The following is a 15206-nucleotide window of genomic DNA, read 5'->3' on the forward strand; positions in this document are numbered from 1 at the left end:
CAATGCCTTTCACGGTCCCTCCCTGCACACCTCGAGCCATCGGGGTCTCCGCCTGACGGCCGACCTTCGTGTGTTGAGCTCTGACCCACCCTACGGGCAATCTGCTCCTTGGTTCTGCGATCCGGCACACAATCGCCGAGCGTCCGCCGGCATAGCCAACATGGGCGGGACGGCCGGGATGGCCGGGATGGCCGGGATAGGCGGACGAACATTTCCTGGTTCGGACGCCTTCGGAGGCTATCATCATCAGGCCGAACGACCACCGCGACCCGGAAACACCAAACATGACCTTTCCCGCGTGGACAGACCGGCGAGCGGTTCAATACGCGTTGCACGCCGCGTCAGGTGTTGCGGCCGGCGCCGTTGCGGCAGAACAGGCGTCGAACGGCGCTGGCACCGATGAGCACCTCTATCGCTGCGGACGGGCGCAGCCAGCGTGACCGGTGTATGTCAACCATTCGGCCTGTCGCGAAGCTCCGTGCGGCGATGCACCCAAGCGGTACCGCCCAGGCGAAGAAGGTGAGCAACTTTTCCCGGCGGCTCGTTTCGTGCTGAAACATGAACCACGTCCAAAAAGCGGTATCCGCAAGAAAATCGGCGTGCTGACCGAAGAGTGTTACGGCACCGAGTTTTCGAGCGATCCTGCCATCGGCCCAGTCGCTGGCAAGCGCCAGAACCGGAATCCAGCGCCCTAGTCTGTCTTCGAGAACAGGGAGATTCGCCCGAATCAGGGTCACCGTGTCGGCCCAGCCAAGATTCTGTTGCGCGTCCAGCAAGCCGAGGTGGCTCCCGGCGAGAGCCCAGCTCAGCGCGACCCAGGTGCCGTGCCGCCTGTCCGCGGCAAGCCCTATCGCCAGGTGCAACGCGGTGACTTGCAGGAAGGGGCCCGGGCGCGCACGAGCTTGGCTGAACGATCGAAGTGCAGCAGCTTCGAGGAACTCACCCCACGCTCCGGGTTGCCATTGTTTCTGCCAGAGAACTCCGAGCAGCATGTTGGTTGCATCCCGACTACTGGCAGCATTCAAACTGCCGCGTGGCGCCAACAGGGAATTCTGAGCCATAGGCATGCGTGTTTCTCCCACATCTGAGCTAACTGGGCATCGTCGTGATTAATGCCCAACCGAGTCCCCGGCCACGCCGCGGTGTCCCGATCAGTTCACAGGTGGTCAAGGATCGCCCGTGCGACTGTGGCCGGTGAATCCTCGGTGGGGATGTGTTTTCCATCCACTTCGACAAGGTCAGACCCCGGGATTTCCTTTACGTAACGGCGCGCAAAACTGACCTTCTGGAAATCGTCGTCGCGGCCCCAAACGAGGCGGGTCGGTATGTTTTCCCGCTGCAGCAGCGGCACAAGATCCATAGTGAATCGGGCGTCCGCTGCCGCCGCCATGGCCATCCACGATCGTTGCCGCGTCGGGGAGCTCCATGGCGACAAGTATTGGGAGAGTTCGTCCTCATTCAGCGTGCGTTTGACTGCTCCCCGGGTCGAGAGCTCACGGGCGTCGAGAAACTCCCGGACCGTGGTGGCCGCCCGAATTTCCGGGTCGCGGAACCGCTCCACCGCGGGAACCGGCCAGGAATCGAACATCACCGAATTCATCAGGACGAGCCTTCGCACGCGCCCGCTGGTTGCCGCGATCTGCTGAGCTATGCCACCGCCGATATCATGCCCGGCGAGATCGAAGCTGTCCAATCCGAGGGCATCTGCCGCGGCGAGAACCGTCGTGGCCAAGGCCGGCACAGTAGCGCCGGCGAGGTCCAGTTCGCCGCCGCTTCGCCCGAAGCCAGGGAGATCCAAGGCGAAGCACCGCCTGTTGGTGCCCAGCTCAGGCATGATCGGCAGCCAGACGCGGCTCCAGAACGTCCCGTGCAGCAACAACAGCGGTGGCGCCTGGTCATCGCCGCTGCGCAGATAGGAGATGTCTGTCCCGGCAACTTGTAGTTGTTTACGCTCGACTGGCGCTGCGGTTGCATTCATGGTCTTAGCCCTCCGATTTGTCCGCGCAAGCCCTCACGGCGCGGTGCTTAGGCAACACCGGTTTCAGGCGTCGCCGTCCTCAGGCCGCGCCGCGGGCCGGGTAGGCGTGGTCATAGGCATAGCGTACCCCGGCCAGAACGTCGTCCAAGGACGGACGGCCAAAGGGCATGGTCGCCGTGCTGGACCAGAACAGTGTCCCGTCATCATCCAGGATGAAGATGCCAGGTTCGTTGAACAGTTCGGGCTCGCCATCCTTAATCGCCCGCGACAGGTTCAGGCCCCAGAACCGGGCGGATTCTTCGCTCAGACCATGGGCAACGGGGAGGTTGGCCAGGTGCCACTGCTCCACGACGCTTTTGCTGCGATCCCCGGTTTCCATGCTGACCGCCACGACCCGGCCGATCCCTGCGCTCTTGAGGTCCTCAATCCGCCTGTCGATCTCGCTCAACTGTTTGCGGCAGATCGGGCAGTGCAGACCCCGGTAGAAGACGATCATGCTGAAGCGGCCACCGTCTCCGGTACCGAGGTCCAGGTCAGCGGTGGTTCCCGTTCCAACCAGTTCAAGGGAAAGATCGGGTGCGGACTGTGTAGGAAGTAACGTCATATTGGCCACAACAAGACGCTGCTTCCGACAATTCCCAGTGGCACCCGGTTCGTTCCGTGAATCGGCGGTCCGCTGAACAAGCCGAACGCTCAAGCTCTACTCCTTCGGCTTAGTCCGTCTCCTTTGCATTGGACGTCCCGTGCAAAAGAGCGCGAAGCATGAACCGGTCGAAGTGGCTGTCGGGATTGTCAACGGGTTCGACGACGGCGTCACCTGGTCCTTCGACGAACACGTCGAAGTCGACGCCGTGCACGAGCAGATCGACGGCCGCGGCTTGGCCGATGGACTCGTCGAAGCCGAACCGTCCCTTATGGAAGATGTCTACTTCGGCGCCGCAGCAGCCCTGGCGTGGACGTGCTTCTGGCAACGGACGTCATGGATTTCTGGGGATACGGCACCTGTCCCACTACCTGCAACGGCAGGTTCACCACCAAGGGCGAAGACGTTCACGTGCTGTTTGAAAATCTGGAACTCAGGCGAACCGCCACTGCCGGCGGAACCCCACGCGGAATGCCGGACGTCTAAATCGGCCGACTGCCGCCGACCGCACGGCACTTCCTCACCCAACGGATCCGGCTGGCCTACGATTACTTCGCCCAACCGCGGCGACTCCTGCTGGAACTGTCGATAATTCCCCCTGCTTGTGCTGTATTACGGCGACGGAACACCCAAGCTCGTCGGCTTTCGGACGTGACAGTGTCCCTTCCAGCCCTATGTTCGCGTGTCAGCGCTTTGACGCGCCGCAAAAGGATAACCCTCCCCAACCGGGGAAAGACGACCATCGCGCCCTAAGCGGAGAGAGAGAGCCGGCACAGGAACAGGCCCGGCCAACGTCTCGCCCAGCTGTATTCCGGCAGCCAATATACGCTTACTCCGTTTGGGACTCGGCCGACGCGCTGGGCTGCTGTTCCTTCCCCTGCCACGGCCACCTGCCGGTGATTTCCAGTTCGAGTGACCAGCTCAGGAAGGTGCGGATGAGCACGATCAGGGCCAGTACTGCCACACTCTGCAGGCTCGGACTGACGGCGACGGTGCGAATGATGTCCGCCGCGACCAGCAGTTCCAGACCGAGCAGAATTGAGCGGCCAAGGAACCGGCGGAACCTTCCGTACACTCCGGCCTGTCGACGCACAAGTCTGGGTATGGCCAGGATCGCTGCCAGCACCGCACCAGCCACGACGGCGGCAACGCCCGCCGCATCGATGACTCGGCCGGCAACCTCAACCGCAGCTTGGAAATCCATGCTCACCACGGTAGCCTGCAGTCCCTCTGGTGCACCAGCACCCGCCTGTGACACGCAAGACGACCTCGTGGGTCCATTCGCCCGAGGCCAACGACTTGTTCACCTACGGATCATTCACCCTTGCCCAATGCCACTGGCTCTCGGCAGCGCTTCCCGGAGGACGAAGACCGCTCCGGCGAGTAACAGAATGGCGGGCTGTCCAATGAGGAGGTCACGAATCGGCCCGGAGAGGCAGCCCGTAAATCGAACGGCAATCAGCTGTGTGTAACAAAAAGCCGATCAGCCTGCCGGGAGCTGCCGTTCAATGGAGACACTTCTATCCGACTGTACTGACCCCGTATGCGCCGTGGTCACCGTCTCGATCAGCACGATGCCAACCTCCTCCTCGGCCAAGGGATTGTGGTGCATCCCCTTTGGCACGACGAAGAACTGGCCCGGATCCAGCGACACTTCTCGAGCCCCCTCGAGCTGGATTTTGAGGCGCCCGTAGATAACGAGGAACATTTCGTCCTCGTCGTCGTGCGCGTGCCACACCAGCTCGCCAAGGAGCTTGGCCACCTTAACGTATTGATCGTTGACCCGCCCTACTATACGAGGAGTCCAATGGTCTTCAACCAGCTCCAATGCCTCGGTGATACTGGCGGGATCCATAATCCGCATGGGCCAAGTTTAATCACTAACTGGCGGACACTCAGGAAGTCGGTGGATGGCGCCGAGTTGGAATCGCCAGGAAGCGGTCTCGTTGTCGTTTGTCGGCCCTGTGCCCTGGTCGGCAAGGTCACGGCACCTTGACCCAATACCCCCGAGGGGTATAGATTCCCTTCAGTGGAAGGAAGCATTATGAGCATTGACATTCTGACCCAGGTGGCGGCGATCAACAAGACCCTGCACGCAGTCAGCCTCGGCCTGATCGAGGACCACATCGCCCACTGTGTCGTCGGGGCGGCGCACGAGTCTGAGGCGACCGGTGACCCCGCGATCGTCCAGGCGAAAGTCAAGGAAGCCAGCGACGCCATCGGCCGACTGCTGCGCTAAAGCCCCACTGTCATGGGCGCCACAGACCAACGAGTAAGGAACCGGAACATGGAATCCATAAGAACAACCGTCAGCATTTCGGGAATGACCTGCGGGCACTGCGTGTCCTCGGTGATGGAGGAACTCCAGTCCCTCAAGGGCGTGGACGATGTCAGCGTCGACCTGAACGCGGGTGGTGTCTCGACCGCCATTGTCACCTCACACCTGACGATTTCGCCCGAAGAAATCGGCGAGGCTGTTGCTGAAGCGGGATACCTCGTCATCGCCAGCGACGGCATGGAGCCAGCGACGTGACTTTGGTCTAAGCAGGAGTTGGCAGGGGTAAGGCCGAGGTGACGAGAAAACAGGAACGGTGGTAGTCAGATGGAATTCGGTGTGGCCCTGATCCTGCTGGTCGTAGCCTTGGCCATCACCTTAGGCGTCTACGGCCTTTCCGCACTGGTGCGGGTGGTCCGTAAGCCCCTGAATACGGAGCCGTTCCTGTCAGGGATGCCCGTACTTGAACACGCCGTCTCGCGGTATCACGTGCGCTGGTACACCGTCTCGATTATCTTCCTGGCGTTCGACATGGAAATGGTGTTCATGTACCCGTGGGTGCTGGTGGTCGGCCGGATAGGTGCCGGCGCGGTGGTTGAAATGTTCGCCTTCCTCGCGGTTCTGGTGGCGGCCGTCATCTACGCCTGGCGCGAAGGAGCCTTCCGATGGAGTTGACCCGACGACTGCTGGTCCTAGCCATTCCGCACGCCTTTGTCATCACCGCACCGGGTGCGACGGCGGTCCGGCTGGCCGTGGAGAAGGAGCTCAGGAAGCGCGGCTGGCCTGAGGCGCTGAGTCCGGCGGATGCTGATCTGCTGGTGCTGTGCGGGCAGGGAGGGGCAGATTTCGATTCCGCTGCCCAGAGAGTGTGGTCGCAGTTTCCCGCCCCCCGTGCACGGGCAGAGGTGTGCGCCCCGGAAGCGGTCGGGACCAGTCTGGACCCCTCCCGGGCTGCGCTCACCGACCTGGCTGCATTGCGCCGCAGTGACGCCGACCGAGCTGTCACGCAACCACCCTCGGCTAACGACAACGACCTTAATACAGATGGGGCCGGAGACGACGACGGCAACATGGACATGGGCGGCGACGACCACGGCAACATGGACATGAGCGGCATGGACATGGATCTGCCGGGAGGGCTGCCAATGGCGGACCGGGCACCCGACCGCGACGGACTGAAACTTGATCAGCTGCATCTGGTCCTGGGACCCGCCTTACCGCACTGGCCCGCAGGATTGATCGTCCGGCTGCTCGTGCAAGGCGATGTTGCGCAAAGCGCTGAGGTCTCGGCGTTGAGTCCGGGACCCGGCGTTCCGTTTTGGGACGGTCTCGAAGCGTCCGTCGGTGCGGCCGAAACCGGTCGCGTCCGGGCAGCCGCGGCGGCGGATTCGCTGCAGCGGTTCCTGTGGGTGGCCGGCTGGAGTGCGGCGGCCCGAACGGGGTGTTGGCTCCGTGACGAATTGCTGGACTTCGACGAGGTTTTTCCGCTGAATCCCCGGTTCTCCCGCTGGCTCAGGCAGGTGCGTCGCTCTCCGGTGCTGCGCTGGTCAACCAATGGGTTGGGACGGCTTGATGGTGCGGCCCCGCCACGTCTGCAGGGCGATGTGACCGCCCGCTGGCTTCGTTGGACCGATGACGTTGCAGCGGTGCTGGACAGCCGGGAGCCGGCGTCCGTGCCGGAGCCGTCTACGAACGGCCGTTCTGGTCGGAATGACTTGCCCCCGCAGCACCGCAGTAGCCAACTGGCGGATGAACGGGCAATCTCTGCCCAGGCGTCTCTGACCATGCTGCCTTCGCTGCTGGCAGGCCAGGAGTTGGCGGTCGCGCGGTTGATTGTGGCCTCCTTGGATCCCGATCTTGACGCCCTGCACGCGGCAACTCACCCCGGCGCCACCGGGCCAGCTGAAGCCCTACAGGCTGGGCCACCACAGGCTGGGCCACCACAGGCTGGGCCACCACAGGCTGGGCCACCACAGGCTGGGCCACCGCAGGCTGGGCCACCGCAGGCTGGGCCACCGCAGGCTGGAACCCCGCACGTCCACGACAAGGCGGAGCACCTAAATGACTGAGCCGATGCTGTGGAAGATGCTTCTGGGCCTGATCCTGCTGGGTGCGCTCGGATACGCGACGGCGGCATGGTCGGCCGTGCTGCGCGCCAAGTCGTCAGGCACGCCGGCGGTGGCATCCTGGAGCTACCCCGGGCGCGAAACTGCCCGCCTGCTGGTACGTCAGCGGACGGCGTCGCCTGGCGCGGACACTATGCTGTCTAGGATTGGGGTCGTCCTGCTGCCGATGGCCGCCATGATGGCCATCCTGGTAATCCCGCTCGGAACCAATGCCATCACCGACTTATCCGTTGGTGTGGTTTGGTTCAATGCGATGGAGGTGCTGGCCTGGGCCGCAGTTTGGATGGTGGGATGGGGCTCGAATTCTGTTTGGGGCCTGGTCGGCGCCAACCGGTTCCTGGCGCAGGGGCTGGCTTACGAACTTCCGCACATGTTCGCCCTGATTACAGCCGGAGTGGGGGCCGGGTCTTTGCGCGTGTCCGATATAGCCGACCATCAGGGACACCTGTGGTTTGCCGTCTACATGCCTGTCGCGTTCGTGGTGTTCCTACTCTCCGGGTTGGCGTTTTCCTTTTCTCCACCGTTTGCGCAGGCCTTCGGCGCGGACATTGCCGGCGGCGCGGCGGCGCAGCTGTCCGGGGTGGACCGGCTGCTGCTGCGTACGGGCCGCTACCTTCTGCTGGCAGCCGCCGCGGCGATGTCGGTGCCACTGTTCCTGGGCGGCGGCGCCGGTCCGCTGTTCCCGGGGTGGGTCTGGATGCTGCTGAAAACACTGGCGGTGCTGGCGGTGCTGGTCGGGGCCGGCCACCGCCTGCCCGGCGTCAGGATGGAACGTTTTACCGAGATCAGCTGGCTGGTGCTGCTGCCCCTGACCATCGTGCAGGCGTTGGCGGTCTCAATCTTCGTCCTGCTGGGTTGGATGTGAGCGGGTGGATCTGAACGGGTTGAATTTTTACGCATGGGAGGAGGACGTCAATGCTTGAAGGAGTCATTTTCGGGATCTGCGCGCTCGGTGCGGTGGTGGCTGGCATAACCGTGTTTCGGGTGGATTCGATGGCGCGGGCCACCTTTGCCCTGCTGGCCTCCTTCCTGTTCGCCGCGGTGCCGATCCTGCTGCTCGGTCTGTCCTATCTGGGGATACTGGTAGTCCTGATGATGGTGATGGAAATGCTGATCATGGCGGTGTTCATGGTGATGTACATGATGAATCCGGCCGGTCTGATGCCGATGAAAATGGTCCATAACAACAAGGCGTCCATCGGGATCGCTGTCGCCGTCTTTGTCATGCTGGCCGCCGGCGTCCTGCTCACCCCGTGGCCCGCGGCCGTGACGGCAGCAAAGACCGCGGCAGCGACTACGGCGATGGGGACGGACGCTGATCCAACGCTGGCGCTGGGCATGGATCTGATGGGACCGCACATGCTGGTGATGATCGTCATTGGCATGGTTTTGTTCGCGACCATGGTCGCCGTCGTCGTGCTGGCCACGGACCGCGGGAGGTATGAGCGGTTCGGCGATGACCTGCGCCGCCGGAGCCCGGATGACCCGGTGCGTGGAGGGTTGGGCCGATGACCTTGCAATTGTTCCTGCTGCTTGCCTCGGCGCTTTTTGCCACTGGGCTGTACGGGCTGTTGAGCCAGCAGTCCATTGTGATGATCCTGATGGGATTGGAGTTGGCCATTAACGGCATCATTGTGGCCGCGGCAGCGTTCTGGTTCTACCTCTCCGCCGACCGGCCCGACGGGCAGGTCCTGGTCCTGCTGGCCATCAGTGCCATGGCGGTGGAAATGGCAATGGGCTTTGCCATTACGACGGCGATCTTCCGTGCGCGCGATGTGGACATGGCCGATTCCGCGTCGGACTTGGTCGGATAGGCGGAATAGGACCATGGTTCTCTGGTTGCTGATCGCCCTTCCGGCCCTGGCCGGAGGCTGCCTGCTGGTTTCCGGCCGCCGGTCTGACAAGGCCGCGGCACCCTTGGCCATCGCCGCGGCCGCGGCCATGCTGGGACTGGCTATCGCCACTGCTGTCCTGCGCCCCTCCGTCGAGGTTGGCGCCCTGGAAGGAATCCCTGCCGCCCTGGCCGTGGACGGGCTTGCCGCAGCGGCCGTGCTCACCGTCGCCGCAGTCTTCCTCGCCGTCGTGGTTTTCGCCAGCGCCGACATCGGGGCCGGCGAAGCCCGGGCTCGATTTTTTGGACTGATGCTGCTTTTTGTGGCCGCCATGCTGATCACCGTCACGTCGACGGGCATCTTTGTGCTGCTGGCGTCCTGGGAGGTGATGGGTGCCATTTCCTATGCCCTGATCGGTTACTGGTGGCCCGACGCCTCCAAGGTCCGTTCGGCCACGTTGGCGTTCATCACCACGCGGAGCGCGGATTTGGGCATGTACCTGGCCGCGGGTGCTGCGCTTGCCGGGGGTGCGGGCGGGCTGCGGCTGGCGGAACTGGCGGGCATGCAGGGGCCGTGGCGCGATGTTGCTCTGGCCGGACTGGCGCTGGCTGCGTTGGGAAAATCTGCCCAGCTGCCGTTCAGTTTCTGGCTCTCGCATGCCATGGTCGGCCCCTCGCCGGTGTCCGCCCTGCTGCATTCAGCCACCATGGTCGCCGCCGGAGGTTACCTGCTGCTTCGCATTGAACCTGGGCTGGCAGCCACGATATGGCTGGGGCAGGTGGTTGCCTGGGTCGGAGCCCTGACTGCGCTGCTGCTCGGCGCTGTGGCCTTCGCGCAGCGCGATCTCAAACAGCTGCTCGCTGCCTCCACCTGTTCGCAGGTCGGCTTTATTGTGCTCGCCGCAGGGGTGGGATCCGTATCGGGGGGCGCCGCCCAGTTCGTCGCCCACGCCGCGGTGAAATCCCTGCTCTTCCTGGTGGCCGGCGCCTGGCTGGCGGCGCTGGGGACCAGGGACTTGGCGGAACTGCGTGGCGTTGGCCGCCGGTACCGGGTCCCGGGTATTACCTTCACCATTGGAGCCTTGGCCTTGGGTGGCATACCGCTGTTGTCCATCTGGGCCGCCAAGGATCAGATTCTTGGTGCCGCACTGCAACGGTCTGGGCCGCTGTACGCCGTCGGCCTTGCCGCCGCCGTGGTGAGTGCAGCCTATGCGGCCAAGGCCCTGGCCGTGGTGTGGGGCAACCCGGATCAGTCGTCCATTGACGGCCAGACTGCTGCCGGTACCGTGGACGGACGACGACGGCGTTCCGTGCCGGTATCTGGGCTGCTGCCGTTGCCGGTGCTCGCTGCTGCCGCCGTGCTGCTCGGTGTCGAGGCGCTGCCTTCTGTCGGCGGCTGGTGGGAGGAGCTGCTGGGCCAACGGGTATCCCCCTCGCCGGAGCCGTGGGAGCTGCTGCTTTCGGGGGTCTTGGCCCTCGCCGCGTTGGCCGCGGTGTGGTGGTTGCAGGCCCGTCGGCTCGCCACGGGCGACGTGGACCGCACGGGATCCAAGGCTGATCGTGTGGATGCGACCGACGGCGGGGCCGTGCTGACGGGACCAGGGTTGCTGCAGAACTGGCTGGGCTTGGAACGCGCCGCGACAGTCGTTATCACCGGCCCGGTCATGGCGTTTGCCGTGGCGTTGGCACGCTTCGATGACCGGGTGTTGGCCCGCGGGGTTGGTGCTGCCGGGGCGCTGACACTGCGGAGCGCGCACCACATTAATGCCGTAATCGAAGACGGCCTTACCGGTTCCGTGGGCCGAATCTCGGGGGCCGTGCGGGCCATGGGACGCTCCGCCCGGCGCCCGCAAACGGGCCTGGTTCACCAGTATTACGCGCAAGCCATCGTTGTGCTCATTGTCTTTGCCGCCCTTTTCATCGTCCTGAGGTGACTGTGCTTTCTCTTGTGGTTTTCCTGCCGGTGCTCGTGGGCCTCGTGCTGCTCCTTGTTCCCCAGCGGCGCCGCCTGCTCATTGCGTGGACTTGGATTGCGACGGCCGCCGTCGACCTTGCCCTGATCATCGCTTTGTGGATCGGCTACGCACTGAACGCCGGAGCAATTGACCACGGCGCAGGGGGACGCGGCGCCATAGGCGCACTGGGCTACGAGGAGAACATCGCGTGGATGCCCAGCCTCGGCTCGGGCTACCATATCGGTGTCGACGGGTTGTCCCTGCCGCTGGCAGCGATGACGGCCGTCCTATTTTTGGCGTGCGCCATCTACTCCGGGCGTCAGGAGCACCGCCCGCGCGCCCATGCCGCGCTTTTCCTGTTCCTGCAGAGCGTCTCGTTGGGACTGTTCGTCTCGTTGGATCTGATCCTGTTCTTCGTCTTCTTTGACCTCTCGATCGTCGGCATGTATTTCATCATCGCCGTCTGGGGCCACGGGAACGCTGCCCGGTCCGCGCTGCAGTTCTTTCTCTACACCTTTCTCGGCTCGCTGGCCCTGCTGCTGGGATTTCTCGTGCTCTACCTCGCCAGTGATCCGCACACCTTCGACATCGTCGAGCTGATCCGAGTGGATCCGCTGAAAAATGACCCGCTGCTTGGCGGCCTGGCCTTGCTGGCCATCAGCGTCGGTTTGGCGGTAAAGACACCAACAGTTCCCTTTCATACCTGGCTGCCGCCAGCCCACACCGATGCCCCGGCCCCGGGCTCGGTGATCCTGGCCGGAGTGCTGCTGAAGATGGGAACCTACGGGTTCATCCGCATTGCCATGCCCATCCTGCCGGACGCCTGGCGCACGTACGCGATGGTCTTTGTGATCGTCGGAGTCATTTCCGTGCTTTACGGTGCGCTGGTGGCGATGGCGCAGACCAATTTCAAAAGGATGGTTGCCTATACCTCGGTTAACCACATGGGCTACATCATCCTGGCGCTCGGTGCGGTGGGGATCCTAGGCGGTAACAGCGGCCCCGCCGCCACCTTGGCGGTAACCGGTGCCGTGACCCAGATGGTCAGCCATGGCCTGTTGACCGGGGCGCTGTTCCTGTTGGCCGGCGTGCTCTACGACCGGGGCGGGACGTACGAGATGTCTGCCTATGGAGGCCTGGCCGATCCGGCGCCCCGGTTTGCCGGCCTGACCGCAGTTGCGGTCTTCGGCTCGCTGGGTTTGCCAGGACTCTCCGGGTTCATTGCCGAGTTCCAAATTTTCACCGGCAGCTTGAGCGCCGCCCCGATTCCCACGGCGCTGGCCCTGCTCGGAATCCTGATCACCGCGGCCCTCCTGCTGCACATGCTGCAGCGGATTTTCCTCGGCCCCGCCAAAGGCCCTCAGGGAGCGAAGCTGCATGATCTGCAGACGCGTGAAGTGCTTTCGGTCGCACCCCTCCTGGCACTCGCCATGCTCATCGGCATCTTCCCCCGGTTCCTGCTGGACCTGATCGAACCGGCAGCGCAAACCCTGATCCACTTGGTCGCACGGTGAACACTGTATCCTCCGGAGAGGAAATCAGCCTCGATGCGGTGGCACCCGAGTTGGTACTGGCGCTGGCCGCCGTCGCTGTGCTGCTGCTGGGCAGCTGGCTCCCCCGGCGCCGCCAGTACCTGGCCGGATGGGGTGCGCTGGCGTCCGTCGTGGCCGCGCTGATCCTTTCCATGGCCCGGCTTACCGGGCCAGCGGAACTCACTGCCGCCGGAACCTTCAGCATCGACGTCTCCCTGAATCTGGTCCGGATCGCGGTGCTGGCAGGAACCGCCGTCGTTATCCTCCTCGCCGGTGACCGGTTCGCCGGGGATAAGCGGGAATCCGAGTTTTACGTGCTGCTGCTGCTTGCGGCCCTCGGCACGTTGGTGCTGGCCGGTGCCAGCGATTTGCTGGTGCTCGGGGCCGGCTACTTGCTGGCCAGCATCCCCCTCTACGCCCTGGCCGGCTACGCCAAGGATTCCCGCGGCACCGAGGGAATGCTCAAGTACTACCTGATGGGCGCGCTCTTCGGTGTACTGCTGCTCTTCGGGATCGCCCTGCTGCTCGGAGCCGGCGGCAGCACCAGTTACGCGGACCTCGCCCGTACCCTGCCGTACGCACCTACCGGTGTGGCCGCCGTCGGCCTGCTGTCCGTAGCCGCAGGCCTGCTGTTCAAGGCCGGCGCCGTGCCCGCACACTTCTGGGTCCCCGACGCCATCGACGGCACAACGGGCCCGGCCGCCGCGTTCATCTCCACCATCCCCAAGGTCGGAGCTCTGGTGGCACTGTTCCGGATCAGCTCTCTGGCCGGATTGCCGCCCGGATGGCCCCTGATCCTGGCGCTGCTGGCGGCGGCGACTATGACCCTGGGAAACCTCGCCGCGTTCTTCCAGGACCGCGTCCTGCGGCTGCTCGCCTACTCCACCATCAGCCAGGTCGGCTACCTGCTCATGATCGTCGCCGCTGCGGGGCACTCCACCCTGGCACGACCCAGCCTGCTCTTTTACCTTCTCGCCTATACCGTGACGAATCTCGGCGTCTTCGCCGTCGTCTGCGCCTTCCCCGATCACCGCACGCTGAACGACTACACGGGCCTCTTTCGGCGGCACCGCTGGCTCTCGCTAAGCCTCATCATTAGCCTGCTGGGACTGATCGGCACGCCCCCCACCGCGGTCTTCGTCGGCAAGCTGACTGCCTTCACCGCCGCCTTGGACGCCGGGCTCGGCTGGCTGGTCATCTTGGCGCTGGCCAATTCGGTGGCCAGTGTCTTTTACTATTTGCGCTGGATCCACCGTCTCTTCCAGGCTCCGCCTGCTTCCACATCGGGCACGACGACGGCGGCCGCCCGTACCTGGGGCGGGCGGACCGCCGTCGCACTCGCCATCCTCTCGCTGGCACTGGGCCTGAGCACAAATCCCCTTCTCCGCCTCCTGTAAACGGACTCGATGGCATAGCCACGGTGGGCCCCGGGCGTGAAGGGGGTAGCGAACGGGTCAAGGAGGCCTTCGACAAACAACGACGCAACCTGTTCCCACCCAGGGCCTCGGAAATCGCGATCGTCACCACCGACCCGAGCGGGTGTTGGACGTTCTGGCCGAAGGAACGCCCCGAACCGATCCTCCTCTTGAAGGACGAATGCCGCCACCCAGCGGACTGGACACCACACAACTGGGCAGGACACGCATCACGAAACACCCGGCAAAGGGGACGTTTCAGCAACGCATTCGCCATGACCAGCCAAGGACAGCTGAGAGGCCGTAATCTCGGCCCAACCAGGCCGGCTCCCGCTAAATACCTCTGAACTTGAAACGCAGAGCTACCAGTAGAAGTGATCCAATGGCAGGATTTGCAGGATAAGACCTGGTGAAACGGCTTTGCCGTTTTCAGGAACCTGGACGCTGAAATCCGAACCGCTGCAGGAATCTGGCCTAATCGACGGCTTCGACGGCGCGCCGGATTCAGGTCGGCGGATGGAAAGGCCGACCGGGTTGAGGTGGCCGAGGTCACCGATAATTCCGGGAATCCCAAGGTTTCCTTAGCGTGGGTTCGCATTTTTATGCACTCTGAGAGCATTATTTGCAGATGCATCGGAGGCGTGCGGGGGCCCTTGGAAGGTCGGCTGATCGGACTTCCGCTGCGTCAGGGAGCTCCTTGGCTGCGGCATATATGTACCGTAATCGGAATGTGACATTCCCCGCAGCGACAGGTAAATTTGGGCACTGTGCCGTTCCAACAGTTGACGACACCCTTGGGTGGATTGCCGAGCTCTGCCGCTGTCCTAAGGTTCCGTTCGCACCATCCGTGCGGCAGAGACGGGGGAACCAACATCGGGCTCCGCGAGAGCCCTAGGGGTTAAGCCGCACAAACGTCCGGGCCAAATTGGGCCGGAGACTGCGTGGCCGGGTGGCTCCCATCCGAATCCGACAGCTCACCCCGCAGGCATTGGGAGAGGTACTCATTTGTCCAGGAATTCTCATACCCCGCGCCACCGAGCCACTCCGGTTCAGACCGGCCCGCTAACCAAAATCTCCACGGTCGTCGCCTCCAACGCCGGCCGGATTGGCCGTCCGGTGGCTGCGCTGGCCGCGGTCTCGGCGCTGATGCTGGGGGTGGGAGCGCCCGCCCAGGCTTCGGCCACGGCCAATGGTCCCGCTCCGGCGTCCGCCGCTGGTTCGGTCCGGCCAGCCGCCGGCTCCAGCTACACGATCCAATCCGGTGACACTTTGGGCTCGATTGCCGCCAGCCATGGCGTCAGCCTGAATGACCTTTTTGCCCTGAACTCATTGGGCATGAACTCCACCATTTATCCCGGACAAAGCATCAGGATCTCCGGAGCGGCGGGCGCGTCGGTCCCCACCGCGTTTGCCGCACCGGCTGTCTACGCGGCGCCCGCAGCTGCCGTCTA

At 64.0% G+C, this 15206-nt stretch carries 17 protein-coding genes, 1 pseudogene and 1 riboswitch; of the genes and pseudogenes, 12 read left to right on the forward strand and 6 right to left on the reverse strand.

Annotated features, from left to right (window positions below):
• Positions 1-341: 341 nt before the first annotated feature.
• The 4 genes from IV498_RS04940 to IV498_RS19025 all read right to left on the reverse strand — a co-directional run bounded on the left by IV498_RS04940 (position 342) and on the right by IV498_RS19025 (position 2949).
• The gene (locus IV498_RS04940) at positions 342-992 is read right to left on the reverse strand and encodes a CDP-alcohol phosphatidyltransferase family protein (protein ID WP_269045445.1); all 651 of its coding nucleotides are present in this window, start codon (positions 990-992) and stop codon (positions 342-344) included.
• A 164-nt stretch (positions 993-1156) separates the two neighbouring features.
• Positions 1157-1978: an alpha/beta fold hydrolase gene (locus IV498_RS04945; protein WP_269045446.1), complete on the reverse strand. Its 822-nt coding sequence runs from the start codon at positions 1976-1978 to the stop codon at positions 1157-1159.
• Between the two features lie 79 nt (positions 1979-2057).
• The gene (locus IV498_RS04950; RefSeq protein ID WP_269045447.1) at positions 2058-2582 is read right to left on the reverse strand and encodes a redoxin domain-containing protein; all 525 of its coding nucleotides are present in this window, start codon (positions 2580-2582) and stop codon (positions 2058-2060) included.
• Between the two features lie 109 nt (positions 2583-2691).
• Entirely contained in the window at positions 2692-2949 is a 258-nt protein-coding gene (locus IV498_RS19025; RefSeq protein ID WP_442951287.1) for a hypothetical protein, read from the reverse strand.
• On the opposite strand from IV498_RS19025, the gene IV498_RS19030 reads away from it, so the two are divergent.
• Positions 2830-3213, forward strand: coding sequence for a hypothetical protein (locus IV498_RS19030; protein WP_442951286.1), 384 nt, complete (start codon positions 2830-2832; stop codon positions 3211-3213). The two genes, IV498_RS19025 and IV498_RS19030, sit on opposite strands and share 120 nt — an antisense overlap.
• 237 nt (positions 3214-3450) lie before the next feature.
• On the opposite strand, the gene IV498_RS04960 is transcribed toward IV498_RS19030, so the two are convergent.
• Together IV498_RS04960 and IV498_RS04965 are read right to left on the reverse strand one after the other, a co-directional pair.
• On the reverse strand, positions 3451-3825 hold the full coding sequence (locus tag IV498_RS04960; RefSeq protein WP_269045468.1) for a DUF1622 domain-containing protein: 375 nt from the start codon (positions 3823-3825) through the stop codon (positions 3451-3453).
• A 279-nt stretch (positions 3826-4104) separates the two neighbouring features.
• Positions 4105-4485 carry a cupin domain-containing protein gene (locus IV498_RS04965; protein WP_269045448.1) on the reverse strand — a complete coding sequence of 127 codons (381 nt, stop codon included), beginning with the start codon at positions 4483-4485 and terminating at the stop codon, positions 4105-4107.
• A 186-nt stretch (positions 4486-4671) separates the two neighbouring features.
• Between IV498_RS04965 and IV498_RS04970 the strand changes: the two are divergent.
• The 11 genes and pseudogenes from IV498_RS04970 to IV498_RS05020 form a co-directional block, all read left to right on the forward strand.
• Positions 4672-4860 (forward strand): annotated as a pseudogene (locus IV498_RS04970) (metal-sensitive transcriptional regulator); the annotation flags it as partial.
• Positions 4861-4908: 48 nt separating this feature from the next.
• Complete coding sequence (locus IV498_RS04975) at positions 4909-5154, forward strand: heavy-metal-associated domain-containing protein (protein WP_269045449.1); 246 nt, start codon at positions 4909-4911, stop codon at positions 5152-5154.
• 69 nt (positions 5155-5223) lie between these two features.
• Positions 5224-5571 carry an NADH-quinone oxidoreductase subunit A gene (locus IV498_RS04980; protein WP_269045450.1) on the forward strand — a complete coding sequence of 116 codons (348 nt, stop codon included), beginning with the start codon at positions 5224-5226 and terminating at the stop codon, positions 5569-5571.
• Positions 5562-6965 carry a hypothetical protein gene (locus IV498_RS04985; protein WP_269045451.1) on the forward strand — a complete coding sequence of 468 codons (1404 nt, stop codon included), beginning with the start codon at positions 5562-5564 and terminating at the stop codon, positions 6963-6965. The genes IV498_RS04980 and IV498_RS04985 overlap by 10 nt, the downstream gene beginning before the upstream one ends.
• A complete protein-coding gene (locus IV498_RS04990) occupies positions 6958-7887 on the forward strand; it encodes a complex I subunit 1 family protein (protein WP_269045452.1) in 930 nt (309 codons plus the stop codon). The genes IV498_RS04985 and IV498_RS04990 overlap by 8 nt, the downstream gene beginning before the upstream one ends.
• Before the next feature lie 50 nt (positions 7888-7937).
• Positions 7938-8534, forward strand: a complete 597-nt coding sequence (locus IV498_RS04995) for an NADH-quinone oxidoreductase subunit J family protein (protein ID WP_269045453.1) — start codon at positions 7938-7940, stop codon at positions 8532-8534.
• A complete protein-coding gene (locus tag IV498_RS05000) occupies positions 8531-8836 on the forward strand; it encodes an NADH-quinone oxidoreductase subunit NuoK (protein ID WP_269045454.1) in 306 nt (101 codons plus the stop codon). The genes IV498_RS04995 and IV498_RS05000 overlap by 4 nt, the downstream gene beginning before the upstream one ends.
• Positions 8837-8849: 13 nt before the next feature.
• Positions 8850-10787, forward strand: a complete 1938-nt coding sequence (locus IV498_RS05005; protein ID WP_269045455.1) for a proton-conducting transporter transmembrane domain-containing protein — start codon at positions 8850-8852, stop codon at positions 10785-10787.
• Between the two features lie 2 nt (positions 10788-10789).
• Positions 10790-12322 carry a complex I subunit 4 family protein gene (locus IV498_RS05010; RefSeq protein ID WP_269045456.1) on the forward strand — a complete coding sequence of 511 codons (1533 nt, stop codon included), beginning with the start codon at positions 10790-10792 and terminating at the stop codon, positions 12320-12322.
• Positions 12319-13737 (forward strand): NADH-quinone oxidoreductase subunit N, encoded by a 1419-nt coding sequence (locus tag IV498_RS05015; RefSeq protein WP_269045457.1) that lies wholly within the window; start codon positions 12319-12321, stop codon positions 13735-13737. The genes IV498_RS05010 and IV498_RS05015 overlap by 4 nt, the downstream gene beginning before the upstream one ends.
• Before the next feature lie 838 nt (positions 13738-14575).
• A riboswitch (cyclic di-AMP (ydaO/yuaA leader) is annotated at positions 14576-14757 on the forward strand.
• Positions 14758-14760: 3 nt separating this feature from the next.
• Positions 14761-15206: LysM peptidoglycan-binding domain-containing protein (locus tag IV498_RS05020; protein ID WP_269045458.1), on the forward strand; the 446-nt coding region annotated here is incomplete at its 3' end.

Source organism: Paenarthrobacter sp. Z7-10, assembly GCF_026932795.1.
In the GTDB taxonomy this organism is placed as follows: domain Bacteria; phylum Actinomycetota; class Actinomycetes; order Actinomycetales; family Micrococcaceae; genus Arthrobacter_M.

What these genes read in the sequence shown, in the direction of transcription:
- IV498_RS04940 (WP_269045445.1), bottom strand. Translation starts at nt 992, where the DNA reads ATGCTGCTCGGAGTTCTCTGGCAGAAACAATGGCAACCCGGAGCGTGG.
- IV498_RS04945 (WP_269045446.1), bottom strand. Translation starts at nt 1,978, where the DNA reads ATGAATGCAACCGCAGCGCCAGTCGAGCGTAAACAACTACAAGTTGCC.
- IV498_RS04950 (WP_269045447.1), bottom strand. Translation starts at nt 2,582, where the DNA reads ATGACGTTACTTCCTACACAGTCCGCACCCGATCTTTCCCTTGAACTG.
- IV498_RS04960 (WP_269045468.1), bottom strand. Translation starts at nt 3,825, where the DNA reads ATGGATTTCCAAGCTGCGGTTGAGGTTGCCGGCCGAGTCATCGATGCG.
- IV498_RS04965 (WP_269045448.1), bottom strand. Translation starts at nt 4,485, where the DNA reads ATGCGGATTATGGATCCCGCCAGTATCACCGAGGCATTGGAGCTGGTT.
- IV498_RS04975 (WP_269045449.1), top strand. Translation starts at nt 4,909, where the DNA reads ATGGAATCCATAAGAACAACCGTCAGCATTTCGGGAATGACCTGCGGG.
- IV498_RS04980 (WP_269045450.1), top strand. Translation starts at nt 5,224, where the DNA reads ATGGAATTCGGTGTGGCCCTGATCCTGCTGGTCGTAGCCTTGGCCATC.
- IV498_RS04985 (WP_269045451.1), top strand. Translation starts at nt 5,562, where the DNA reads ATGGAGTTGACCCGACGACTGCTGGTCCTAGCCATTCCGCACGCCTTT.
- IV498_RS04990 (WP_269045452.1), top strand. Translation starts at nt 6,958, where the DNA reads ATGACTGAGCCGATGCTGTGGAAGATGCTTCTGGGCCTGATCCTGCTG.
- IV498_RS04995 (WP_269045453.1), top strand. Translation starts at nt 7,938, where the DNA reads ATGCTTGAAGGAGTCATTTTCGGGATCTGCGCGCTCGGTGCGGTGGTG.
- IV498_RS05000 (WP_269045454.1), top strand. Translation starts at nt 8,531, where the DNA reads ATGACCTTGCAATTGTTCCTGCTGCTTGCCTCGGCGCTTTTTGCCACT.
- IV498_RS05005 (WP_269045455.1), top strand. Translation starts at nt 8,850, where the DNA reads ATGGTTCTCTGGTTGCTGATCGCCCTTCCGGCCCTGGCCGGAGGCTGC.